A 25,651-nucleotide genomic window follows, 5' to 3' on the forward strand; every position below is an offset into this window, starting at 1 on the left:
GATGGTTAATTCACCACATTACCTTCCCAATCGCGTTCAACTTTCATACTCGACACTGGAATATAGCCTAAATCTCCAACGATATTTTTTTGCACTTCATCTGATAAGATATAAGCTAAAAAGTCTTTCGTTAATTGACTTGTCTCTTTTCGCGTATACATATGCTCATAAGCCCAAATCGTCCAATCATTTGTTGTGACATTCTTGTCTGTTGGCTCGACTCCGTCGATTTTCAGTGTATCCACATCTTTTGATACATAAGAGAATGCGACATAGCTGATTGCTCCTGGGGTATCCGCAACGATTTGACGGACCATTCCACTAGAATCTTGTTCTTGGGAACGAATCGCTGTTTCACCGTCTAAGACCCATTTTTCAAAAGTTGCTCTCGTTCCACTACCTGCTGCACGGTTCAAGATCACGATTGGCTGATCTTTCCCACCTAGTTGTTTCCAGTTCGTCAGTTCACCAGTAAATACTTTTTTCAAGTCTTCCATCGAAATGTTGTCAATGCCGACTTCTTTGTTGACAATTGGTGTAATGCCCACTACTGCTACTCGATGGTCAATCAGCGCGGACGCATCGATCCCTGATTTCTCCTCTGCGAACAAATCAGAATTACCGATCTCAACAGCACCTGATTGGACTTGCGATAAACCAGTACCACTTCCGCCACCTTGTACATTGATAAATTTGCCGGGATTTTCTGATTGATATGTCTCAGCAACCGTTTCAACTAAAGGTTGTAAAGCGGATGATCCCACCGCTGTGATCGATTCACCTTGGTCGACCAGGTTTGAACACCCAGACATTGTTATAAATAGTGCTATCATTGGTATTAATAATCGTAATTTTTTCATTAGAAATCTCCTTCAATCCTAAAGTATTTCCATTTTAACATTTTCACTATTACTTGAAAATCAATTGATTTTATTAAATAACAAATAATTTAATTTAATTAAAAAAAATACTATCTCAATAAATTTTTCTATGCTATACTGGCATTGAAATGTGTCTCTGTACCAAGCAAGCATTAACTTATTTCTTGCTTTCCCCAAAAAACAAGAAATACCCCAAAAGTTAATTCCCGCTCTTGCGAGACGCTTTCTCCATTTCTTGTAATAAAACTACAGAAATGGCCCCGATAGAAAAGGACATGAAAATCTGCTCTTATGAGTCTATTTCATGTCCTTTTTTGTTCAGTTTTTTACAAGAGTGGTGAAACAAGTCGAGCCAATCCCTCTTTTAGCTTGATCATCCAGCCCCGAGCCTCGTAACGTTCTTTTGTCAAACGCTCAGAAACTTTTGCATCTTCAAAAAATGCCCCTCGCACTTGAGTTGCGAGCCGTTCGTCATAGATCAGTGTATTGACCTCAAAATCTAAACGGAAAGAACGAACGTCGATGTTTGCTGAACCTACGGAAACGATTCCGCTATCGATGATCATTGTCTTCGCATGAATAAATCCATTTTCATAAGTTTCGATGACAGCACCATATTCGATCAATTCAGCAGCAAAAGAATACGTTGCCCAATACACTAATGGGTGATCTGGTTTATTGGGAATCTGCAAATGGACCTTCACACCGGATAGCAATGCCAATTTCAACGCTTCATGGATTGATTCATCTGGAATATAATAAGGCGTTTGGATCAAAATCTCCCGCTTGGCCAGTGAGATCATTTTAAGGTACGTCATTTTGATTTGTTCATGTTCTGAGTCTGGTCCACTCGTCACGACCTGTAAGGCAATCTCACCGGTTGATGCAATACTTGGGAAAAAGCGCGCCGCATAATGCACTTCTTTTGTATGTTGAGAATTCCAATCCATCAAAAAGCGATTTTGTAGCGCATAGACTCCTTCACCATAGATACGCAAATGATTATCTCGCCAATAACCAAATTTTTGTACGAGACCTAAATACTCATTTCCCACATTGAATCCACCTGTATAACCAATTTTCCCATCGATTACTACGATCTTTCGATGATTACGATAATTGATTCGCGGGTTCAGATAAGGAACAAAAAGCGGAAAAAAGAAAGCAACTTCTCCACCAGCTTCTTTTAACTCATGGAAAAACTTGGTTGAAACTTCCGTCGATCCCCACGCATCCAGTAAAACTCTTACTTGTACCCCTCTGCGAGCAGCAGAAGTTAATGCTTGGCAGACCTCGATCCCTAAGCTATCGCTGCGATAAATATAATATTGTAGATGGATGTGGTCAGTTGCCTGTTCAATATCCTCGATCAACCGGTCAAATTTTTCTCTGCCATCGGTGAACAGCGTCACATCATTGCTTGTGGTATACAGTGTGCTTTCTCCAACAGTTAACATATAAATCAACTGTTTGACATCCACTTGTCCAGTCGGAGGATGTGGGTATAATCCCCGCATCAATGCCTGTCGATCCTCTTCGATCTCTAAGTTCTTACCGATCTTTCCTTGAATCTTCAAATCAAATATCTTATCTTTTGAAATCCCACGTCCAAAGAAAATGTAAAGGAAAAAACCTAGTATCGGGATAAAAGTCAATACAAGTAACCATGCCCAAGTTTGAGCAGTTTCTTTTCTTTCGGTAAAAACGATCACTAAAGATAATAATGTGTTCGTAAGCAGTAAGATCGTCGAAAAATTGTCAAAAATAATATCCATTGCCTCACCTCTTATCCGGCTATCCTCCTTAGGATAGCGAAGTTGTTTTTTAAAGTAAAGAAAAACCACTGATTTGTCTACCAGAAAAACCGACTTCCTTAGAATACTATAGATAGACAGGAAAGAGTAAGTTTATTTTTCTATAAAATAGATTTTTCGAGAATGAAAATTTTTACAAAAAAAAACCAGCAGGATCGCTCCCACTGGTCTGCTTCATATCTTTGACTAAAATTTCAAGAATCTTCTCATTGAAATAATCGAACCTAATGAACCAATAATGACACCAATACCGGCCATCAATGCGTCGATTTTCCAAACGATATCCTGTGGCTGTATCAATGAGTAATTTGAACGCAACAAGGTTGGGTTGAGCAATTTGTAGATTTCCTGATACCCAAATGTGAAAATCAATACAGGAATAATGGCTCCAATCAAGCCGATCCAACCTCCTTCAAGGAAGAAAGGCCAACGGATATAGCCATTCTTGGCACCAACTAAACGCATGATCTGGATCTCTCTTTGACGTGAAATGATCGTGATACGAATCGTATTTGAGATCAAGAACATCGCGACAAATAATAGCAAGGCAGCTGCTGCTAATCCCCATGTACGTACTGCCGCAGCAATATCAAAGATTCGGTCAGACGAAGTGCCACCATAATCCGAACGGAAAACATTTTTCAACTTCGCGGCTTCTTCAGAAACTTCTTTAGTATAAGAAGGTTGTGTCGTTGTTACAACGTATACATCGTATAACGGATTGCCGTCTCCCTCAAACAAACTCCAAGAATCACCCATTTGATCCTGGATTTTCTTTAATTCTTGGTCTTTACTTGAAAATTCAACTTTGTTGACGTGTTCAAGTTCATTCAATTCTTTTTCGAGTGTTTTCATATCTTTCTCATTCGTCCCGATATCAACGAACACAGAAACATCTACGTTACCTTCGATGTCTTCGGCTAATTTAGTCGCATTCATGATGATTGCCATAAATACACCAACCAAAGTCAGTGTGATCGTCACCGCACTGATTGATGCGATGGTCATCCAACCGTTTCGTTTTAAACTTTTGATACTTTCTAATAAATGACGGAAAAAGGTTCTAATCATCGTATCCATATTCCCCTTCCGCTTGGTCACGAATAATCCGGCCATTTTCAATGGCGATTACGCGGTGACGAATTGTATTAACGATCGTACTGTTATGTGTAGCCATAACAACAGTCGTTCCTTGCGCATTGATCCGATCCAATAACTTCATGATTTCCCATGAGTTTTCCGGGTCTAAGTTTCCTGTCGGTTCATCTGCAATCAATACTTTTGGTGTATTCACGATTGCTCGAGCAATCGAAACACGCTGTTGTTCCCCACCTGATAATTCACTTGGGAAAACACGTACTTTATGTTTCAAGCCGACTAAGTCTAAAACTTCCATGACACGTTTTTTTATGTCACGAGGTTTTCTACCGATGACTTGCATCGCATATGCGACATTTTCATATACTGTTTTTCGAGGCAACAATTTATAGTCTTGGAAAACTACTCCGATTTCTCTACGTAAATAAGGTACTTCACGATCTTTGATATTTATCAGATCATGGCCAGCAACGTTCAATGTTCCTTTCGTTGCTTTTTCTTCTCGGTACATCAATTTGATGAATGTAGATTTACCAGCACCAGATGGTCCTACTACATAAACAAACTCTCCTTGGTCAATGACGATCGAGAGATTTCGGATAGCTGTGGTACCATTTGAGTACTTCTTCATTACATCCTTCATTTCAATCATGGCGTTCTCTCCATATCTTTTCAGTCTTTAGTCATTATAGCATGGGAATGTTTCAGCTTGCTTTCGAAATCTTACAATTTTATTTCAATTTACTACTAATCGTAAGCATACTATATATGCATTTTTAAATAGCCATCGATGAATGGGTCTAACTCGCCATCCATCACCGCTTGGACATTTCCAGTTTCCACATTGGTCCGATGATCTTTGACCATCGAATACGGATGGAAAACATAAGAACGGATCTGTGAGCCCCAGCCGATTTCCATTTGTTCCCCACGTAATGCAGCTGCTTCTTGTTCTTTCTTTTCAACTTCCAATTGATAAAGTTTCGCTTTCAGCATCCCCATCGCTTGTTCACGGTTTTTTAATTGTGAGCGTTGTGCCTGACTGGCAACGACCGTTCCTGTTGGCAAATGTGTGATCCGTACAGCAGATTCTGTTTTGTTGATATGCTGTCCACCCGCTCCACTTGCTCGGTAAGTGTCGATCTTCAAATCATCAGGATTGACCTCGATGTCGATCATGTCATCTAATTCTGGCATGACATCGACCGAACAAAATGACGTATGTCGGCGTTTCGCCGAATCAAATGGCGAGATCCGAACAAGACGGTGAACGCCTTTTTCTGATTTCAGATAACCATAAGCATTATGCCCTTTGATCAATAATGTCACACTTTTGATTCCAGCTTCATCACCAGCCTGGTAATCTAACATTTCCACTTGGTAGTTGTGTTGCTCTGACCAACGGGTGTACATTCGTAACAACATACTTCCCCAGTCTTGAGATTCTGTTCCCCCAGCACCTGGATGCAGCTCGACGATGGCGTTATTGCGGTCATAAGGTCCGTCTAGTAACATGGCTAATTCGTAAGTCATCATTTTTTCAGCTAACGCACTGATTCGCTCTTGTGCTTCTTCTTGCATTTGTGCATCTGGCTCTTCTTGTAACATTTCCACCATCAATTCTAGTTCTTCTAGCTCTTGTGCGAGTTCATTGAACTGATCATAGGTTTCTTTGTTTGCATTATTTTCATTGATCACTTTTTGTGCAGCTTCACTATCATCCCAAAAACCTGGTTCAGCCATTTTTGCTTCTGCTTCAGCAATATCTTCTTCCAGCTGATCTAAGTCAAAGAGACCCCCTAAAACTTGTGACTTTCTCTTGCATTTCGGTTAGGAGGTTTCGAATTTCAGAAATTTCCATTTCGATTTCCTTCTTTCTGTCTAATCTTCATTGTTTAGTCTACCAGAATCTTGAACGAACAGAAAGAATAAGATGCGACAAGCTTGCCACTTTCCCTTTTTCATTCCGTTCTTAATGGTAGTGTGTCCCAAAAGTAACCTCTTCGGAAATAAGGTGGAATCCACAAAAATTCAACGAACGATTTTTGCGGATTCCACCTTATTTCTTGAGGCTCAGTACTGCTTGACCTCAGGGAAGTCATAAAACAAAAAATAGTGCTTTAAGATTCCCTATCTATTTTAGTTTGTGAAAAGGAACGATCACTCTCATATGAGGGGAGTTCCTTTTCTGAATTGATCAAATCTTATTGTTCAGTATGAACGATTTCTTTCAATAGGAAAGATTACATTTCATTCTTGCCGTGACAATTTTTGAATTTTTTACCACTGCCACATGGACAAGGGTCATTACGACCAACTTTATTGACACTGACAGGCTGTGATTTCACATTCAATCGACTGTTTTCTTTCGCGCCGCCTTCTGTTGGTTGAACAGGCTGTCCTTGAGACACTTGTTCACGTTGGACGTTTTGACGGATCTCTGCTTTCATAAAGATACGTGTTACTTCGTATTCGATTGCACCAATCATGTCTTCAAACATTTTGTAGCCTTCTGTTTGATATTCGACAAGTGGATTGTTTTGTCCGTAAGCACGTAGTCCGATCGATTGACGTAATTGATCCATTGCATCGATGTGGTCTGTCCATTTTGAATCGACAACACGTAAGATCACGACTTTTTCAAACTCAAGTAATTGCTCAGGTCCATTTAGTTGTGAAGCTTTCGTATTAAAGATTTCTTGTGCTTTTTCATTTAAGAATTCTTTGATTTGTTGCGGTGTCTTGCCTTCTAGATCAGCCAATGAAATACTGTCTTCATGAACAAGTGTACTACCAGCAAAGTCAACGATCCCTTCAAGGTTCCAGTTTTCCTTTTCAAGTTGAGTATGTGCATCTACTACTCGACTGATCGTTCGTTTGACCATATTCATCAATGGTTCAGATAGACTTGTTTCTTCCATGATGACGTCTTGACGTTGTTTATAGATGACTTCACGTTGTTCACGCATCACGTCATCGTATTGAAGAACGTTTTTACGTGTGTCGTAGTTGTTTCCTTCTACACGTTTTTGCGCAGATTCAACTTGTTTCGACAACATCTTACTTTGGATCACTGCATCTTCTTCACCGATCTTCATGCGTTCCAAGAAAGCTTTGATTCGTTCTGAACCGAATCGTTTCATCAAGTCATCTTCAAGAGACAAGTAGAATTGTGACATCCCTGGATCTCCTTGACGACCGGCACGTCCACGTAACTGGTTATCGATACGTCTTGATTCGTGACGTTCTGTACCAATAACGGCTAATCCACCCAACTCACGAACACCTAGACCTAACTTGATATCCGTACCACGACCAGCCATGTTCGTTGCAATCGTAACTGCTCCTTTTTGACCAGCATTCATGATGATCTCGGCTTCTTTAAAGTGGTTTTTGGCATTTAGTACTTCATGAGGTACGCGTTCTCGGTTCAATAAATCAGAAAGCAATTCAGACGTTTCAACAGCGACAGTACCTACAAGAACAGGTTGTCCTTTACGGTAACGATCTTTGATATCTTGAACGACTGCATTGAACTTGCTTGTCAATGTCGGATATAACAAATCTGGACGATCATCACGAATGACCGGACGATTTGTAGGGATTTGAATGACTTGGATGTTGTAGATTTCTCTAAACTCTTCTTCTTCTGTCTTCGCTGTCCCTGTCATACCAGATAATTTCTTATACATACGGAAATAGTTTTGGAATGTGATCGATGCCATCGTTTTTGTTTCATCTTCGATCTCCACGCCTTCTTTGGCTTCAATCGCTTGGTGCAAGCCATCAGAATAACGGCGTCCATCCATGATACGACCAGTAAATTGGTCAACGATCATTACTTTTCCATCTTGGACCACATAGTCGATATCTAAAATCATGATATAGTTTGCGCGTAATGATTGATCGATATGATGCGTTAAAGCAGAATTTTCGATATCATATAAGTTATCTAAACCAAAAGTTTCTTCGGCTTTTTCAATTCCCGCTTCAGTCAAGCTGATCGTTTTTGATTGAACATCGATTTTATAATCTTCTTCTTCTTTCAATCGTTTGACAAAGTTATCAGCACGCGTATATAACGCAGTTGACTTTTCTGCTTGTCCAGAAATGATCAATGGCGTTCTTGCTTCATCGATCAAGATCGAATCGACTTCATCGACGATTGCATAGTTCAATGGACGTTGTACCATTTGATGACGATAAACGACCATGTTGTCTCTCAAATAGTCAAACCCTAGCTCGTTGTTTGTACTATACGTAATATCACAATTGTAGGCTTCACGTTTTTCATCTGCTGATTTTGAATTGATATTCAAACCAACTGTCAAACCTAAGAAGTTGTATAACTCACCCATCTCATTGGAGTCACGGGTAGACAAGTATTCATTGACAGTAACTACGTGAACGCCTTCTCCCGTCAAAGCATTTAAATAAACAGGCATCGTAGCAGTCAAGGTTTTCCCTTCACCGGTACGCATCTCTGGAATATTTCCATCATGAAGTACGATCCCCCCCATCAACTGCACAGGGTAAGGGTACAATCCTAATACGCGTTTTGCTGCTTCACGAACGACTGCGAAAGCTTCTGGTAAAAGTTGATCTAATGTTTCCCCTTTTTTATATCTTTCCTTAAATTCGGTTGTCTTTGCTTGTAATTGTTCATCTGTTAATGCTGCCATATCATCAGCATGAGCTTCGATTTTTTTTACAATACTTTCTAAACGTTTTAGTTCTTTCTTATCATTTTCGATAATCGAACGAATAAAATTGGCCATGCGTTGTTTAATCTCCTTTTATATAATATCCAAACTATGTAGACTCTGTTTCTTATTTTATCATTAGTTGTGGATAAATGAAATAACTTAAGACAATTAAAGTGATATCTTCATAATTATTTCATATTCTTTTTTATCTATTCAATCCGAAAAAAAAGCTTGCAGTAGTCATTAGAGACCACTGCAAGTTTTTCTCATGTTATTCTTTCGTTATTTATCAATCAGTTTCGATCAATCCATATTTGCCATCTTTACGACGGTAAACAATGCTTGTACCATTCGTTTCTGCATCTTCAAAGATGAAAAAGTTATGGCCTAACATATTCATTTGTAAAACAGCTTCTTCGCTGTCCATTGGTTTCAATGACAAGCGTTTTGTACGCACGATATCTAATTCAGACTCATTTTCTTCTTCGTCTTCATTATTGAACATAACCGCCGCATTTGCTGTATTCAAACCAGTTTCACGAGATTTGCGATTGATTTTTGTTTTAAATTTGCGGATTTGACGTTCCAATTTATCAACAACCAAATCAATACTTGCATATAGATCTGGTGAAGTTTCTTCGGCACGTAATACGAGATAAGGTAATGGAATCGTAACTTCCACTTTTGCTGTTTTTTCAGTATAAACTTTTAAATTCACATGCGCCGTAGCATCGGGAGCATCGCTGAAATAACGTTCTAATTTTCCTACTTTTTTCTCTACGTAGTCACGAATCGCTTCAGTTACTTCGATATTTTCGCCGCGTACATTATATCTAAACATAAAAACTACCCCTTTCATCTACCACAATCAAGAAGGAGAAGGACCACTCTTTCCCTCTTCTTACTTCTATTATATCGAACTCGTAAGCATTTGCAAACTAAATCGCTGTCATTTTACTGCTGTTTCTACAAAAAGCTTATCTAGCAAGTGAGAACGTCTGTACTTTATTGGGTGACTGCGCCAATAGGCAGGTCGCTGCATGGAACATCGTCTGGCCAGTCGTATAAACATCATCGATCAGTAAGATATTTTCCCCTTTGATTTTAAGTGTAGATGGCTGATAAACAAATGGTTGGGACGTAATCAAACGTTGCTCTCTTGTTTTTTTAGATTGCGGTGTATGGTGTTTTTCTCTGATCAGCAATTCTTGAAAAGGAAGCCCAGCAGCTCTCAATAGTTCACTCACTTGATTAAATCCCCTTTCGCTGATCCTTTCTGTAGACAATGGGATCGGACAAAAAACAAACGACTTATATTGTTTTCGTAATTCTTGTAACTCTAAGCTGAATGTGTGTGCCAACAGGATATCCCCCATGAATTTATATTGTTTGAGCCAAGTACGGAACGCGTGATCATAGCGGAAGAACGCACGATGACAAAAACGATAGTCAGGATAACGCGTACGCCAATGCAAGCAATCTCGGCAATAGTCAGGTTGATCAATCGCCTGTTTCGTCCATACTTTTTGGCAGCCTTCGCACTGATGGCTACTCTCCTGTTGTATTCGTTGGAATAAAAATTGACATTCCTGGCAACGTCTCGCTATTTTTTTCAGTCCAAGCAATTCACTAATTGTTATATTTCTACTAAATGTTTTCTTACAGTATACGCATCTCATCTCGTTGCTCTTTTCCTTTTTTATTCATTTGTTTGATTTCTTTACACGCCTTTGCGATAGCACGTGTCTTTTCTTCATAGAAAAAATAGACCTGACTATTGGTGAATCCTCCCTTTCGATCGGCACGTCCAGCAATTTGGACCAGTGATGATTTGCTGAATACCGGATGATCGGCGCCTAAAACAACGACTGAGATCCGTTCAAAAGTCACCCCGCGCTCTAAGATCATCGTTGTCAAAAACACATCGTAATGTTGCTCTCTCATATTTTGGACTTTGCTACTACGTGCTTCATCTTTTGATGAGGCGGATGTCATACGACAAGACAATTGTTTTTTTAATTGTTTCTCCAATTGCTCCATTAAAGAGATACTCGGGCAAAACAATAGCACATGGTTTTCTTTGACTAGCTCTTGGATCAAGCGACACAATCGTTGATTCTTTTTTGGGTGTAAACAGCGATTAGCCCACTGATCCCAAAAAAGCAGTTTCGGTTCTGGCAATAATCGTTGATGAAAGCGTAAAGCCAACTGATGAACAGTCATAGCTGTTCGGCTTTTTTTCAATAACTGGTCATCGGGTGTCGCACTTAAATATATCAGTTGGCCATTTCTTTGTAGCGCGGTTTCCACTGCATAAGCTAACCCTTGATCCCCCACAAATGGAAAAGCATCCACTTCATCTACTACTAAAAGAGCAAATGCTCGGTAAAAACGATACAACTGATGCGTCGTACAAATCACTAAAGAACCATAGCGATCAGGTTCGTCTAATTTCCCATGAAGCAGGCGGATCGTTTCTTCTGGGAAGACCTTGCTAAGTCGTAGGTATAATTCCTGACAAACATCGATCCTTGGTGAGGCGATAGCAACTCTCCTACCTTTAGCTAAGGTCTTTCGGATACTGGCGTAAAGCATCTCCGTCTTGCCTGAACCGGTAACTGCCCAAACCAAATGCTCACCCGATCGTTCACATAGATCATCCGAAATTTGCTGTTGTAGTGTTGTTAATTGACCTTCCCAACAGTGATTTATATGACGCTTCTTTCCATTTGGTTGTTCGAATAAGTAGAGCTGTTGCAGGGTATCGCAACGCCCCAAAAACAGACAGTGGGGACAGTAGTAGGTAGACGCATTGAGCCTTGCAGTTTGCAAAGGGGTCGTTTGACTGCAACGATTGCAATAAAGCTGCTTCTTTTTTATTGTGATTGCATCGACCACTACATAGTTCAATTTTTCATAAGAATGTTCATTCCCATATACTTCTTTAGTTAATAATCGCCGCCCAAAAAAATCTTCCGCTTGCATGTGCACTTCTCTCCCTTCGCAAAATAGATACGCCAAAAAAGAAATTCTTCATGCAGAATCAATCGGATTGATCCAATTAGAAAATCAGCTAATAAGCGGACGAACGAACGTGATGATTTCAATGAAAAACAAAAAAAGTATGAAACTGAGTCAGCGGGCCATTTCTTTAACAGAAACTTTCGGACTCAGATCATACTGATATATGTAGCTAGACCTAAATTTGAACTTGAATCGAGGGATCGGATCAACAGCTAGAAAAATAGTTATTCGTCAAACAACCAACTGGATTTGACTAATTGATTGAATACGATAAATTCTTTTTCTAAATTGATGACCACCACTTCATAGCCAGCATTGATCCAGCCATAGGCGCCTTTTTCAGGATGTTTATAGTCGTTCGCCCACCAATCGGTACTTTCTCGTGCAGAACGGGGCAAGGCACTACTTGGAAAAAGCAACTCATCGATTTGAGTAAATGTCAGCGTGATTTGAGAGCCACCATTTGTCTTTAAATAATGAGTGATGGCATCATACTTTTTGACTCGTTCTTTCATGTTACGCACCTCACTTTTCTTTATTATCCCATATTCCCTTCGTTAAGCAACTATTAACATAATTGTCATGCAGAAAAAAATTCTCTATACTTGAAAAGAGACGAGAACAAACAATGAAAGTAGTGAAACAGATGTTAGAACGTTATTACACGATCAAAGAAAATGGTCAAAGTGAGCTTGAAATAAAAAAATCACGTTTTATCTGCTCACTGAAACGAGTTGAAACGGAAGAAGAAGCAAAACAATTTATCCAAGAAACAAAAAAAGAACATTGGAAAGCCAATCATAATTGTAGTGCGTTCGTGATTGGTGAAAAAAATGAGATTCAACGAAGTAGCGATGATGGTGAACCGAGTGGAACTGCTGGCGTGCCGATGCTAGAAGTAATCAAAAAAAATGAACTAATCAATGTTGCGGCTGTTGTGACTCGTTATTTCGGCGGGATCAAATTAGGTACAGGCGGCTTGATTCGTGCATATGCGCATTCGGTTTCCCACGCATTACAAGAAATTGGCATCGTTGAAGGAACATTGCAACAAGAATTATCGATTCATATTGCCTATCCCCAGCTAGGAAAAATAGAAAACTTCTTGGCACTCCAGCAGGTGAATGTGAAAGAAATCCGCTATACAGAAAAAGTCATCGTTGTTTGCATGATCAATGAAAAAGAGGTCTCTGCTTTCCAAGAAGCAATCATTGAACTTTTGAGCGGTCAAGTGACATTTACTGAAGGCGCTGTTTCTTATCATGAACAACTCATTCAAACAAGAGAATGAGCCTGATCATAGAGAAAAAGACCAAAGAATAGAAGGCAGCTATGCCAATGACTATTCTCTGGTCTTTTTATTCAATATGAACGATCATCTTTCTAAATAAAACTCAAAGCGGTCGCCGACATATTGGGTACGTACGTATTCAAATGGCGTGCCATCTTCAAAGTAAGAAATCTGTCTTAAACGTAAAACAGCATCTCCTCGCTTGACCTCTAAATATTCAGCAATTTTTTCTGAAGCTAAGACTGCTGAAATTGTTTGTTTCGCCGCACCGATCTTGTTTCCTCTTTTTTCTTCGAGTGTTCGGTACAATGACTCCGTAATTTCTGCTTTGCTGTATCCGTCGATGATTTTTTGCGGAATACTCGCAATCTCAAAGCAAATAGGGATATCATCAGCAAAACGAATACGTTCCATTCGTAAGATAGTATCATCTTTTTTTAGTTGCAATTTCTCCATTTCACTCGAACTTGGTGACGTGAGAAAATAAGAAATCGTTCGACTGGATGGTACACGATTTTGTGATTCCATGATTTCGGTAAAACTGGTTGCACCAGACATCTTTTCTTGGACTTTTTCTCGTGCCACGTAGGTACCTGATCCAATTTTTCTTTCAAGGATTCCTTCATCGGCTAAGTTTTGGATTGCTTGTCTTAAAGTCATTCGACTAACATTAAACTTGATGGCTAATTCTCTTTCTGAAGGAAGACGATCTCCAATTTTCCAGACGCCTTGCTCGATTTCACTTTTGATTTGATCGTGAATTTGTATATATACCGGTAATTGATTCGACATAACATCTACCCGTCCTTTCATTTCTATTTTATTATAACTGGTATATACCTAATTCTCAACAAAAAAGAGCCCATCATGCTGTTCATTCCACTGCCTTGCCCTCCGATATAATAGCGTTTGGATATAGACCTATGATCATTCACTCTTATTCAATAAGTAATTAAAGTAACAAGCCCTGACTATTCTTGCTCGGAAACGACAGAATCAAAAAAGGCTGGCTCAAGTTCACCCAACTAATCATTGATCCAGTATTTTCATGGCCGTTGCCATCATCAAACGGATTCGATTCAATTGATTGACTAAGGAAGCACCTGGGTCATAATCGATTGCCGTAATGTTGGCTTTTGGGTAACGATGACGAAGCTCTTTGAATACCCCTTTGCCTACGACATGATTCGGTAGACAGCCAAATGGTTGCATACAAACGATATTAGGCACATCATTTTCCAACAATTCAATCATCTCACCGGTTAAAAACCAGCCTTCGCCGGTCTGATTGCCAATTGATAAAATCTGGCTTGCTCCCTCTGCTAATTGATGAATTGGTGTTATTCCATCAAAGCGTTGTGATTTCCTTAATGCTTTATCCATTGGCTTTACAACATATTCAATCAAGCGGATAAGAAACTGCGCGACCCATTTACTTTTTTTCGAATGACCTAAATGTTCATATTTCCAGATTTGATTGTATATCGAATAATTCATAAAGCCCATGATATCAGGTACAACGACTTCAGCTCCTTCTTCTTCTAATAATCGGACGATATCATTATTGGCTGTCGGTGAATACTTGACTAGGATCTCTCCAACAATCCCTACTTTAGGTTTCGTTTGGTTCGTTAGCGGAACCGTGTCAAAATCATGGATGATTTTCGCCATATTTCGATTGAAATTTGTCAAAGAACCATTTTTGACATTGCGTTCCACTCGTTCAAGCCATTGATGGTGTATTTCATCAATCGCGCCTTTTTCTATCTCATACGGTCGAGTGCGGTAAACGACTCGTTCAAAAAGATCGCCATATAAAAAAGCAACAGCTAAACGTTTCAACAATGGCAATGTGAACGTAAAACCAGGAGAAGATTCTACCCCTTGATTGCCGAAAGACACAGAAACCACAGGTATCTGTGGGAAGCCAGCTTCATCAAGCGCCTTGCGAAGTAGTGGGATATAATTAGTCGCTCGGCATCCACCTCCTGTTTGGGTCATCATCACGCTGGTATGATTTAAATCATATGTGCCACTTTCCAATGCCTCGACTATTTGCCCAATCGAGATGATTGCTGGATAACACGCGTCATTGTTGACATACTTCAACCCAACATCAACGGCACTGCCACTTTCACTTGGCAAACAAACGACTCGATATCCCGAGGATTTTAGAGCAACATCAACTAAACCAGATTGATGGATAGGACTTAACATCGGCAATAACAAGGTATGTGTTTTCTTCATTTCTTTGGTAAAGGTGATTTTTTCCGGTGTAAGAAATTGTTTCGTTGGGCGAAATTTTTGTTTGTTTCGTGCATTGACTGCCGCTTTTAATGAGCGCAAGCGTATCCTGATGGCACCTAAATTTGCACCTTCATCGATTTTTAGGACAGTGTATAACTTGCCATATTGCGCCATGATTTCTTCCACTTGATCAGTTGTCACCGCATCGATACCACACCCGAAAGAGTTTAATTGCACTAATTCTAACTCCTTAGATTTGGCGACGACTCGGGCAGCTGCATATAATCTTGATTGATAGACCCATTGATTCACTACTCGTAATTGCCCCACATCTCCTAGATGAGCAATGCTATCTTCTGTCAAGACATGGAAGCCTTCTTGTGTGATCAATTCTGCAATCCCATGATTGATTTCCGGATCTAGATGGTAAGGGCGACCTGCAAGGACGATGCCACGTTCATTGTTTTGATGTAGCATCCTCAAGGTTTCTTCTCCTTTTTGCTGAATTTCTTTTTTTAAATCGGCTAATGCTTCATATCCTTGGTGTAAGGCTTCTTTTATTTGATCTTCTGAAAATCCATAGTCAGAAAATGTTTGGTGTAACGTCTTTGCCACTGATGCTTCGTTCGCTAGATTCAAAAACGGCTGACGGTAATCGATCCTTCCTTCCCGAATCGCATCGACATTATTTTTGATGACATCTGGATAACTTTGAACGATGGGACAATTAAAATGATTGTCCGCTTGGTTGTTCTCCTTTTGCTCAAAGATCACGCCCGGATAAAAAATGCAGGGAACACCAGCATCGATCAGTGACTGGATATGGCCATGCACCAGTTTCGCTGGATAGCAGACGGTATCACTTGAAATCGTGTCGATTCCTTGTTCGTAGATTTCCTTACTCGAACGAGGGGATAAGACTACTCGAAAGCCTAAAGTACGAAAGAAAGTCTGCCAAAGAGGAAAGTTTTCATACATATTCAATACTCTTGGAATCCCGATTTCCCCGTTGACAGCTTCTGTTTTTCGTAATGGACGGTAACGGAATAATTGCCGAGATTTTTCAGCCACTAAATTGATTTTCTTATCGGCTTTTTTGATTTTGATCTGTGCCCCACGTTCACAACGATTACCAGAAATCAACTTCCGACCATCAGAAAATAAAGTGACCGTCAATAGGCAATTATTCTCACACAACCCACAGTGCGTCAATTCTTTTTCTGTCGTCAACTGAGACAATTCTTCGAATGAGAGTACTTCACTTATTTCCCCTTTTTGATATTCTTCCAAAGCAATCAAAGAAGCCCCATATGCACCCATCAATCCTGCGATAGAAGGACGAACAACTTCTCTTCCACTGATTGTTTCAAATGCTCGCAAGACTGCATCGTTGTAAAAGGTTCCACCTTGGCACACGATCTTATTGCCTAGATCTTCTGGTTTTCTGATTTTGATCACTTTGTAGATCGCATTTTTGATCACAGAATAAGATAGACCAGCCGAGATGTCTCCAACAGAAGCGCCTTCTTTTTGGACTTGCTTGACCTTTGAATTCATGAAGACCGTACATCTGGAACCTAAGTCCACAGGGTTCTTGGCTGAAATAGCTGCAACCGTAAAATCTTGGATTCCATAACCTAATGACCTAGCAAATGTTTCGATAAATGAACCACAACCTGAAGAACAGGCTTCGTTCAATTGAATCGAGGACAATGCGCTGTCCTTGATCGTCATTGCCTTCATATCTTGTCCGCCAATATCTAAAATAAAATCGACACCTGGTTGAAAAAAATTTGCTGCTTTATAATGCGCCATCGTTTCGACTTCACCAATATCGATTTTCAACGCACTCTTGATCAACGCTTCACCATATCCAGTCACTACCGCTTTACCGATAAAGCAGCCTTTGGGCATTTGCTGATACATATTTTTCAATACGTTGATGGTTGTTTCTAAAGGCTGTCCTTCATTGTTTCCATAAAACGAGAATAATAGCTCTCCTGATTGATTGATCAAGGTGACTTTCGTCGTTGTCGAACCAGCATCAATACCTAGAAAAGCCACCCCCTGATGGGTAGCTAGCGCACGTTCTTGCACCTTCGCTTTTTCGTGTCGACTGCGAAAATCAGCTAACTCTTGATCGTTCTGAAACAGTGGCGCTAAAGAACGAGATGGATGAAGCAACTCTTGCTCTTGGCTTTTCAATTTCTGGATTAATTCACTGAGTGTTTTTTCCTTTGAAGTTTTTGCGTGATAAGCTGCCCCTAATGCTACGAATAGTTGCGGATTTTCTGGAAAAATCACTTCTTCTGTCGATAGACCAAGCGTTTCAATAAAGCGTTGGCGCAATTCGGACATAAAGTAAAGTGGGCCACCTAAAAAGGCGACCTTTCCTTTGATCTTTCTGCCTGCTGCTAAACCAGCGATCGTTTGATTGACGACGGCTTGAAAAATACTAGCAGCGATATCGGCTTCGCCGCTCCTTCATTGATCAGTGGTTGTACATCCGTTTTAGCGAATACACCACAGCGAGAGGCAATTGGATAAAGCTGTTGGTACGCTTTGGCTAGTTCATTCAACCCATTTGCATCGGTTTTCAATAGTGCTGCCATCTGATCAATAAACGCGCCTGTCCCTCCCGCGCAGCTACCATTCATGCGTTGTTCTAAAGAAGAACCAAAAAAAGTGATTTTGGCATCTTCTCCCCCTAATTCAATTGCTACATCTGTTTCGGGAATCCTTTCTTCGATCGTTTTTGTACATGCAATCACTTCTTGGATAAAAGGTAATTGTAGATGTTCCGCTAATCCCATACCGCCAGAACCAGTGATGGCAAAAGCAATCCCCTGATCTTGTAAGGTTGTTTTGGCTTCTTCTAATATGTTGATGGTTGCTTTTCTGATATCTGCATAATGTCGTTCGTATTTAGCAAAAAGAGTTTCGCCATGGTTATCAAGAATCACTAATTTTACTGTCGTTGAACCTACATCGATACCTCCGTACATTTTCATCGTCTCGCCACCTTCTTAAAAAAACGCTTTGTTTAACATTGAACAAACCGTCTGTTATACTACATATATCTATTTTAAAACGATTTAGAGCGATTTCAATAAGCAATAATCGTCAGTTTGTGAGATAAACAACAATCGTGTGCGATTTGTCGACCAAAAGTGAGGAGATTTTTATGATGAAGAAAAACGATCTTCGAGTGAAACGTACCAATAAAATGATTATTGAAGCATTCTTACGTTTACTAGAAACAAAAAGTATGGAGCGAATCACGATCCAAGAAATTGCCGATGAAGCAATGATCAATCGTGCGACTTTTTATGCTCATTTCAAAGATAAACAAGATCTTTATGAGCATTTATTCCATATCGCTATCCAGACATTTACCTCGATCTTAGATTTGGAACCCTTGATGGAAGACAATAAATTGAAGCTGAAACGGGTCAACCGCGCCTTAACTCAAATTTACCAATTGGTGGCTGAGAACAAAGCCATATTTATTACGACTTTGGACGGCACTTCGATCGAGTTTTTCAGGAAAAAGTTAAAAATTTTCTTATCAGAAAAATACGCCACTATCTTTGATCGTCTAAAAATCACAGAGAACGAACTAGAAGTACCTATTGACTTTATCACAGAATACATAACTGCCATTTTCACCGGTACTTTACATTGGTGGGTCACTAGTGATACCGAGATGACACCACAGCAGTTAGCTACTTTAGTCATCAAATTAGTGGGAAATGGTCACTTGACCGTCTTAGGGATCGAGATTGAAAAATAACAAAAGCTCTGAAGAACACAAGATTATGTGAACTTCAGAGCTTTTGTTATTCTTAACGATTTTTAGACAACCATTTTTTGGTATGATTTGTTGGACGTTTCGCTTTGATTTGGACAAATTTTTCTGATTTTTTCGGTACATGGATCTCTACATTGTACTTCTCCGATTTGATCATATCGTAAATTTTTTCTGCTGTTTCATCTACTTTTTGTTTCCACTTCATTTGTGCCGCCTCCTTTTTTTCTTCTTATATCTACTCTAGCCTATAATAGCAAAATCAGCAAGAAACAAGGTGTTTTACACAAAAAAAAGAGTGATCTGCAACTGATCACTCTAGGAACTGGGGTAGCTGGATTCGAACCAACGCATGAGGGAGTCAAAGTCCCTTGCCTTACCGCTTGGCTATACCCCAATGAAATGGAGGAGAGTGGATTCGAACCACTGAACCCTAAGGAACGGATTTACAGTCCGTCGCGTTTAGCCACTTCGCTACTCCTCCGAAAGGTTTGTATCAACCTGACTTAGTTATAATACCTAATTTTCCAAGTGATTGCAACCCTTTATTGAAAATTTTTTTGATATTTTTTTATTCGTGTAAATTCCAATGACGAATTACTGTTTCTATCGCATTTTCAAGACTTTTTTCTTTGCCAAAGTCTTCTTCTCCCAAGAAAATCTCAAATTCTTTTGGGCCATACGCTAAAATTTCACCGATCATTTTTTTACCAATAAATAACTGCGTTACCTCATATGTGTTCCCTTTGATCGTTTTTTTGATCTCTTCGGTACGCACTTCAATATCTTTATTCTTTTTTGACATTATTTCCCACCTCCTCAATAGTTTATCACATTTAACGGCAGAAAACATTCACTGCGTGCCTTCTATTTGATAATTTATTTTCCTGCTTCGTGTTGCGCTAGATAATTTGCTGCTGCCCCTATCAGGTTCGCATCATTGCGATACTCACACAGGGTGATCAATGGATCAAAATCATTCAACCCAAAATGATTCGTCAATTTTTTCATCCGTTGATTGATTTCTGTCAGTAATCCCTCTTTTGCAGAAATTCCGCCACCCAATACGATCACTTCTGGATCAAAAGAAAATTGAATACTAAATAATCCTTTTGTTAAATAATCATAAAAAGATTCAACTTCTTCTTGTGCGAGCGGATCACCATTTTCTGCTAATTCAAAGACTTCTTTTCCACTAAAGGTATGTTTATCTAATCCTTTGCGTTCACAATACCGCCACGCCATTTGGACTGCCGTTCCTAATGTACTGAATGTATGCTCCCCATTAAGAAACATCAAGCCAAATTCTCCGCCATAAAGATGAGCGCCTTTATTCAATTCACCATTAGTGAACATCGCACCACCTACGCCTGTACCAATTACTACAAAAGCAACATTTTGATAGCCACGAGCAGCACCTTCATAAAACTCAGCCATTCCCGCGCAATTCGCATCATTTTCCATAGCAACTGGCAGACCAAATAATTCCTCTAATTCAGTATAAATATCAAACCCATGGATATAAGGGATCGCGCTGATACCTTCAATTACTTGTCGTTGGCTGTTCACAACACCTGGTGCACTAAAGGCGACCCCACTGATTGCTACTTCTTGTGATAATTGTTGGAATACCAATGATAATTGCGCTTTCATTTCTTTCCATGTAGCTGGTGTTGTGAACTGACCTTTATGTGTTAGTGTTTCTTGTTCCCAATAACCATATTTGACAGCTGAACCACCAAAATCGAATGCTAAAATCCCCATAATTATTTGTTCCTCCTCGATAGTTTTTCATCATTATTTTCACTATGAAACGCTTTCTTTTTATTCTATAATTCTTTGGATAAAGTGACTTGATCTCTCAGAAGTATTCCTTCTTCATAGATTGGTTCTGGGTAGTTATTGATGAAGTAATCCTTTTCTCTTGATACTTCTTTAAAGCCTTTTTTTTGATAAAGATGTAACGCTGGATTCGTGATACTTCCTGTACGGATCAGTATTTTTGTTGGTTGTTTGCATTCTTTGCTAAACTGTTCGAGTGCATGGTCAATCAGCTTGCCACCGATTCCTCTTCCTTGATGCGCATCAGCAACAGAAACATTCATGATCTCACATTCCGTTTCTCTGATTTCATAAACAAGCACACCAATCACTTCATCCTGCTCTTTCCAGATAAATCCATCGCCATTGGTCACATAAGCGATCACTTTGTTTTTATCAGGATCGGCTTCTAGTAGTAATGCCCATGGTAAGTCACTTTTGTTCAATTGTTGAAACATCGCTTTCTCCCATCTAATAAAAATCAATGACTCTATTTTTTGTATTTTTTATAGTCTGGCATCGATTGATCTTCTTTATTACGCGTCAAACGAAAGTTACGAGGCACATAATCGATACCGCCTTTCACAAATGGGTGGCAACGAAAGATGCGTGCTGTTCCCATTAGGGTTCCTTTGAGCGCACCATGTACTTGGATGGCTTGGATCATGTAATTAGAACAAGTTGGATAATACCGACAACTTGGTGGGAACGCAGGTGAAATAAAACGCTGATATCCTCGAACTAAATAAATTAAAATCTTTTTCATATTCTCATCTCCATAAAAAAGAGGATTGGTCATACATCCACTTACCATCCCCTATAACCGGATAAACGGTGTTCTAAAAGCAACTCCTACAGAAATAAGCGCCAAAACCCAAAAATATGAAAAGCTATTTTCGGATTTTGGCGCTTATTTCTCGGAGCTGTACGCTTTTGCCACAACCTCTTTTTATCTTATCTGTTACCTAGTGTACACACTTAACTAAAGAAATCGAAGATATGCAACCATAAGCTCGGTTGAAAGACCTTGAATGGACTTCCACCGCCAATCAAACCATATCCGATCATTGTTCCAATGATGAATAATAGGAGTACAAGTAAAATGACAGCTAAAATTTTTACCAAACTTATCAAAATATAGCGTGGACTCGTCATCTCTCGTCACATCCTTAAGCGATTGTTTGTGGTGTTTTTTCGACTGGTGTTTCTTCTACATTTACACGTTCCACATCTGCACCTAATTGTTGCAATTTAATATGGAAATTATAATAGCCACGATCTAAATATTTTAGGTTACGAACGCGTGTGATTCCATTTGCTTTCAAACCAGCTAATACGAGCGCTGCTGCTGCTCTTAGATCTGTTGCATAGACTTCAGCACCTTGTAATTCGTGATTACCATCCATGATTGCAATGTTGCCATCGATTTTTACATGTGCATTCATTCTGCGCATTTCTTCAAGATGTTGGAAACGGTTCTCAAAGACTGTTTCAGTCACAACACTTGTACCTTCTGCAACCAACTGGATAGCAGTCATTTGTGCTTGCATATCCGTTGGGAAACCAGGATGTGGCATTGTTTTTACATCTGTTGGTAAAATATGTTTTGGTCCGATGACACGAACGCCACCGTCTTCTTCAGTGATCGTTGCACCCATTTCGATCAATTTAGAGATCAATGGACGATTATGCTCAGAAATCGCATCAGCGATCAATAGATTGCCTTCAGTCATTGCTGCTGCTACCATGAAAGTACCAGCTTCGATACGGTCTTGGACGATTGAATGGTTGACTGCATGCAAATGATCAACGCCTTCGATACGCATCGTTTCTGTACCAGCGCCATAAACATTCGCACCCATTTTATTTAAGATATTCGCTAAATCAACGATTTCAGGTTCACGTGCGACGTTTTCAATGATCGTCGTGCCTTTTGCTTTGACAGCAGCCATCATGATGTTTTGTGTCGCACCAACACTTGGAAAATCTAAATAGATCGTATTTCCGATCAGTTGATCGGCGATTGCTTCGATATAACCATTCTTTTGAATGATTTTTGCACCCAAGGCTTGAAAACCTTTTAGGTGTAAATCGATCGGACGTTTTCCAATCGCACATCCACCAGGCATTGCAACTTTTGCATGACCATTTCTAGCCAATAATGGTCCCATCACAACGATTGACGCACGCATTTGGCTTACGTATTCATAAGGTGCTTCAATTTCTAATTCTCTCGATGCATCAAGTGTCACACGATTATTCTCTTCATCAAACGCTACATCTACGTTCAAATGACGGATCACTTGATTCATAGTGAACACGTCAGAAAGAATTGGCACATTATCTAAAACGGTCGTTCCTTCTTCAGCCAATAAACTTGCGGCTAAAATCGGCAATACCGCATTCTTTGCTCCTTCGATCTTTACTGTTCCTTTTAATTGATTGCCACCTTTTACGATGATCTCTTCCATGTTGTTCCCCCCAAAAAAATCCGTTGAGTATACATTCGCTCAAAATCTTTTTTATTATATCACTTCTTGTTTTAAAATAGTACCTTTTTTTAAAATTATAGGCTGACGAAAAGATTTCGACATAGCGCAATGATCTCTAAGAAAAAACTGCTCGCTGTATACCCTAAAAAAATTGAAAAAAGGACAATTGCCATTCTAATTTGTGTCGTATGCATTGAACGAAAAAAAGCGTCAACGCGTAAAGAACGCAAAGACCAAAAGGCTAAGTAAATAAATGCCAAATGACTAACGATCCGAATGATTGCATCAATACCATATACTTGCATCATTACGCCCTTTCTAACAAATGTTTTTGATAACTAACACACTGATGATACCATAAATTTTATAAAAGTAGAAATTATTGGTTGTAAAAATGATAAATCTCTGTAATTTTCTTGACAAACTCTGAAAAATGGATGAAAAATATCATTTCTTTACACCAAAAAAATAAATTTTATCCTAACAATGAATGATAAAGAAAAGAAGAGATCGGGAAACACACGTGGCTGCATTAGCACCCATAAGTGTTTGTCCCGATCTCTTCTTTTGGGAGTTGTTCTCCCGCCATAATTCAATTACTTGTCAATTATAGTAATCACTTATGTTTTGATACATTGATACGGTTCACTGCGCGGTGTAACGCAACAGTTGCCCGTTTCAGTTCATTCTTATCTTCTTTTTGTTTGGCTTCTTCGATTTGGCGTTCAGCACGTTGTTTTGCGCGTTCTGCTCGAGTGACGTCGATATCTCGTTCACGTTCCGCACTATCTGCGACGATTGAAACTAAGTTATCGCGAACTTCCATGATGCCGCCGTTCACAGCGATCCAGTCAACGTGTGTATCTGAATCTGTCCGCTTCACACGAACTTCATCGATCGTTAAAGGCACGATGATTGGCGCATGCTGTGGTAAAATACCAAGTTCGCCAGCAGTAGTGCGTGCAACAACGATTGCCGCATGGTGATCATAAACTAAACCATCGGGAGTAACCACATTAACAGTTAAATATTGATCCATGGGGCACCCCTTTCTAGTAGCCTAGTTTTTTCGCTTTTTCGACAACGTCTTCGATTCGGCCGACACTGCGGAATGCTTCTTCAGGAAGATCATCGTATTTACCTTCAAGAATCTCACGGAAGCCTTTGACAGTTTCTTCAACTGGTACATAAGAACCTGGAAGACCTGTGAATTGTTCAGCTACATTGAAGTTTTGTGATAAGAAGAATTGGATTCGACGAGCGCGTGAAACCAATATTTTTTCTTGATCTGATAATTCATCCATCCCTAAAATAGCGATGATGTCTTGCAATTCACGGTAACGTTGTAATACATGTTGTACTTCAGTCGCTACTTTGTAGTGTTCTTCTCCTACGATTTCAGGAGATAACGCACTTGATGAAGAAGCAAGTGGGTCAACGGCTGGATAGATCCCTTGTTCGGTCAATTTACGTTCCAAGTTTGTCGTTGCATCTAAATGGGCAAATGTCGTTGCTGGCGCTGGGTCAGTATAGTCATCCGCTGGCACGTAGATTGCTTGGATCGAAGTGATCGAACCTTTTTTCGTTGAAGTGATCCGTTCTTGGAGTTGTCCCATTTCAGTCGCTAAGGTTGGTTGATAACCAACCGCTGATGGCATACGTCCTAGTAAGGCAGATACTTCCGAACCTGCTTGGGTGAAACGGAAAATATTATCAATAAATAAGAGCACGTCTTGTCCTTCGACATCACGGAAATATTCCGCAATCGTCAATCCAGTTAGTGCGACACGCATACGAGCACCTGGTGGCTCATTCATTTGTCCAAACACCATCGCTGTTTTTTCGATTACGCCTGAATCTTTCATTTCGTAATACAGATCGTTTCCTTCACGGGTACGTTCACCAACACCGGTAAACACTGAGATTCCCCCATGTTCTTGGGCGATATTATGGATCAATTCTTGGATCAGTACGGTTTTACCAACACCGGCACCTCCAAACAATCCAACTTTCCCACCTTTTAAATAAGGTGCTAATAAGTCAATGACTTTGATCCCAGTTTCAAGAATCTCTGTACTTGTGCTTAATTCATCAAAATTTGGTGCTTTCTTGTGGATCTCGCTTCTTTGGGCATCCTCTGGAAATGGTGCTTCCAAATCGATTGTTTCACCTAACACGTTGAACACACGACCTAATGTTTCTGTTCCAACTGGTACAGAGATCGCTTTACTTGTGTCGATGACTTCCATTCCACGTTGTAGTCCATCCGTCGATTCCATTGCGATCGTACGGATCACACCGTCACCTAATTCTAATGCTGCTTCAAGAACAACTTTTGATTTTTGCTCATCATTTTTATAAACAACTAATGCGTTGTTGATATCTGGTAAGGATTGGTCTAAAGAAAATTCCACGTCGACAACGGGACCGATTACTTGAACAATCTTGCCTGAACTCATCTTTTTTCCT

Annotated in this window: 23 protein-coding genes, 2 tRNA genes and 1 pseudogene; 2 read left to right on the forward strand and 24 right to left on the reverse strand. The window is 39.7% G+C overall.

The annotated features are described in order from the left end of the window. Window positions 1-5: 5 nt before the first annotated feature. The 10 genes from ACH0AK_RS03685 to ACH0AK_RS03730 all read right to left on the reverse strand — a co-directional run bounded on the left by ACH0AK_RS03685 (window position 6) and on the right by ACH0AK_RS03730 (window position 12,038). Window positions 6-860, reverse strand: coding sequence for a phosphate ABC transporter substrate-binding protein PstS (locus ACH0AK_RS03685; protein ID WP_010734916.1), 855 nt, complete (start codon window positions 858-860; stop codon window positions 6-8). A 347-nt stretch (window positions 861-1,207) separates the two neighbouring features. After that, complete coding sequence (gene cls, locus ACH0AK_RS03690; protein WP_010734915.1) at window positions 1,208-2,656, reverse strand: cardiolipin synthase; 1,449 nt, start codon at window positions 2,654-2,656, stop codon at window positions 1,208-1,210. 225 nt (window positions 2,657-2,881) lie between these two features. Then, window positions 2,882-3,766, reverse strand: coding sequence for a permease-like cell division protein FtsX (gene ftsX, locus ACH0AK_RS03695; protein ID WP_306795955.1), 885 nt, complete (start codon window positions 3,764-3,766; stop codon window positions 2,882-2,884). Continuing rightward, entirely contained in the window at window positions 3,759-4,445 is a 687-nt protein-coding gene (ftsE, locus tag ACH0AK_RS03700; protein ID WP_010734913.1) for a cell division ATP-binding protein FtsE, read from the reverse strand. Before ftsE ends, ftsX begins: the two co-directional genes overlap by 8 nt. A 110-nt stretch (window positions 4,446-4,555) precedes the next feature. Beyond that, window positions 4,556-5,654 (reverse strand): peptide chain release factor 2 gene (gene prfB / locus ACH0AK_RS03705; RefSeq protein ID WP_226075640.1). Its coding sequence is split into 2 segments (ribosomal slippage): window positions 4,556-5,581 and window positions 5,583-5,654, totalling 1,098 coding nucleotides; the frame shifts between segments, so codons are not numbered across the junction. A 382-nt stretch (window positions 5,655-6,036) separates the two neighbouring features. Further along, window positions 6,037-8,571 (reverse strand): preprotein translocase subunit SecA, encoded by a 2,535-nt coding sequence (secA, locus tag ACH0AK_RS03710; protein WP_010734911.1) that lies wholly within the window; start codon window positions 8,569-8,571, stop codon window positions 6,037-6,039. Window positions 8,572-8,788: 217 nt separating this feature from the next. After that, complete coding sequence (gene hpf / locus ACH0AK_RS03715) at window positions 8,789-9,340, reverse strand: ribosome hibernation-promoting factor, HPF/YfiA family (protein ID WP_010734910.1); 552 nt, start codon at window positions 9,338-9,340, stop codon at window positions 8,789-8,791. A gap of 136 nt (window positions 9,341-9,476) precedes the next feature. Continuing rightward, complete coding sequence (locus tag ACH0AK_RS03720; RefSeq protein WP_062804904.1) at window positions 9,477-10,178, reverse strand: ComF family protein; 702 nt, start codon at window positions 10,176-10,178, stop codon at window positions 9,477-9,479. Further along, window positions 10,159-11,484 (reverse strand): DEAD/DEAH box helicase, encoded by a 1,326-nt coding sequence (locus ACH0AK_RS03725; RefSeq protein ID WP_010734908.1) that lies wholly within the window; start codon window positions 11,482-11,484, stop codon window positions 10,159-10,161. Before ACH0AK_RS03725 ends, ACH0AK_RS03720 begins: the two co-directional genes overlap by 20 nt. A gap of 263 nt (window positions 11,485-11,747) precedes the next feature. After that, a complete protein-coding gene (locus tag ACH0AK_RS03730) occupies window positions 11,748-12,038 on the reverse strand; it encodes a DUF7662 domain-containing protein (RefSeq protein ID WP_010734907.1) in 291 nt (96 codons plus the stop codon). Between the two features lie 131 nt (window positions 12,039-12,169). Between ACH0AK_RS03730 and ACH0AK_RS03735 the strand changes: the two genes are divergently transcribed. Next, window positions 12,170-12,814, forward strand: a complete 645-nt coding sequence (locus ACH0AK_RS03735) for a YigZ family protein (RefSeq protein ID WP_023520031.1) — start codon at window positions 12,170-12,172, stop codon at window positions 12,812-12,814. Between the two features lie 84 nt (window positions 12,815-12,898). On the opposite strand, the gene ACH0AK_RS03740 is transcribed toward ACH0AK_RS03735, so the two are convergent. Both ACH0AK_RS03740 and ACH0AK_RS03745 read right to left on the reverse strand, forming a co-directional pair. After that, window positions 12,899-13,606 carry a GntR family transcriptional regulator gene (locus ACH0AK_RS03740; RefSeq protein ID WP_010734905.1) on the reverse strand — a complete coding sequence of 236 codons (708 nt, stop codon included), beginning with the start codon at window positions 13,604-13,606 and terminating at the stop codon, window positions 12,899-12,901. A gap of 237 nt (window positions 13,607-13,843) precedes the next feature. Next, window positions 13,844-18,072: pseudogene (locus ACH0AK_RS03745) on the reverse strand (acyl-CoA dehydratase activase-related protein). A 173-nt stretch (window positions 18,073-18,245) separates the two neighbouring features. Between ACH0AK_RS03745 and ACH0AK_RS03750 the strand changes: the two are divergent. After that, window positions 18,246-18,854 carry a TetR/AcrR family transcriptional regulator gene (locus tag ACH0AK_RS03750; RefSeq protein WP_137072622.1) on the forward strand — a complete coding sequence of 203 codons (609 nt, stop codon included), beginning with the start codon at window positions 18,246-18,248 and terminating at the stop codon, window positions 18,852-18,854. Between the two features lie 52 nt (window positions 18,855-18,906). Here ACH0AK_RS03750 and ACH0AK_RS03755 read toward each other — a convergent pair whose 3' ends face one another. The 12 genes from ACH0AK_RS03755 to atpD form a co-directional block, all read right to left on the reverse strand. Then, on the reverse strand, window positions 18,907-19,077 hold the full coding sequence (locus ACH0AK_RS03755; RefSeq protein WP_010734900.1) for a hypothetical protein: 171 nt from the start codon (window positions 19,075-19,077) through the stop codon (window positions 18,907-18,909). A gap of 117 nt (window positions 19,078-19,194) precedes the next feature. Next, window positions 19,195-19,266 (reverse strand) — tRNA-Gln (locus tag ACH0AK_RS03760). 6 nt (window positions 19,267-19,272) lie between these two features. After that, a tRNA-Tyr gene (locus tag ACH0AK_RS03765) sits at window positions 19,273-19,353 on the reverse strand. Between the two features lie 87 nt (window positions 19,354-19,440). After that, window positions 19,441-19,674 (reverse strand): DUF2969 domain-containing protein, encoded by a 234-nt coding sequence (locus ACH0AK_RS03770; RefSeq protein ID WP_010734899.1) that lies wholly within the window; start codon window positions 19,672-19,674, stop codon window positions 19,441-19,443. 74 nt (window positions 19,675-19,748) lie between these two features. Continuing rightward, entirely contained in the window at window positions 19,749-20,633 is an 885-nt protein-coding gene (locus ACH0AK_RS03775) for an ROK family protein (protein ID WP_023520035.1), read from the reverse strand. Between the two features lie 65 nt (window positions 20,634-20,698). After that, window positions 20,699-21,148, reverse strand: coding sequence for a GNAT family N-acetyltransferase (locus ACH0AK_RS03780; RefSeq protein WP_010734897.1), 450 nt, complete (start codon window positions 21,146-21,148; stop codon window positions 20,699-20,701). 32 nt (window positions 21,149-21,180) lie between these two features. After that, complete coding sequence (gene yidD, locus ACH0AK_RS03785) at window positions 21,181-21,456, reverse strand: membrane protein insertion efficiency factor YidD (RefSeq protein WP_010734896.1); 276 nt, start codon at window positions 21,454-21,456, stop codon at window positions 21,181-21,183. Between the two features lie 212 nt (window positions 21,457-21,668). Further along, a complete protein-coding gene (locus ACH0AK_RS03790) occupies window positions 21,669-21,845 on the reverse strand; it encodes a DNA-directed RNA polymerase subunit beta (RefSeq protein ID WP_010734895.1) in 177 nt (58 codons plus the stop codon). A gap of 14 nt (window positions 21,846-21,859) precedes the next feature. Next, on the reverse strand, window positions 21,860-23,161 hold the full coding sequence (gene murA, locus ACH0AK_RS03795; protein ID WP_010734894.1) for a UDP-N-acetylglucosamine 1-carboxyvinyltransferase: 1,302 nt from the start codon (window positions 23,159-23,161) through the stop codon (window positions 21,860-21,862). A 95-nt stretch (window positions 23,162-23,256) separates the two neighbouring features. Further along, window positions 23,257-23,487 (reverse strand): DUF1146 family protein, encoded by a 231-nt coding sequence (locus ACH0AK_RS03800; protein WP_029594144.1) that lies wholly within the window; start codon window positions 23,485-23,487, stop codon window positions 23,257-23,259. 311 nt (window positions 23,488-23,798) lie between these two features. Then, window positions 23,799-24,221, reverse strand: coding sequence for a F0F1 ATP synthase subunit epsilon (locus ACH0AK_RS03805; protein ID WP_010734892.1), 423 nt, complete (start codon window positions 24,219-24,221; stop codon window positions 23,799-23,801). Between the two features lie 13 nt (window positions 24,222-24,234). Next, window positions 24,235-25,641: a F0F1 ATP synthase subunit beta gene (gene atpD / locus ACH0AK_RS03810; protein ID WP_010734891.1), complete on the reverse strand. Its 1,407-nt coding sequence runs from the start codon at window positions 25,639-25,641 to the stop codon at window positions 24,235-24,237. Window positions 25,642-25,651 lie beyond the last annotated feature (10 nt).

The organism is Enterococcus pernyi, assembly GCF_045371165.1.
GTDB classification, from domain to species: domain Bacteria; phylum Bacillota; class Bacilli; order Lactobacillales; family Enterococcaceae; genus Enterococcus_B; species Enterococcus_B pernyi.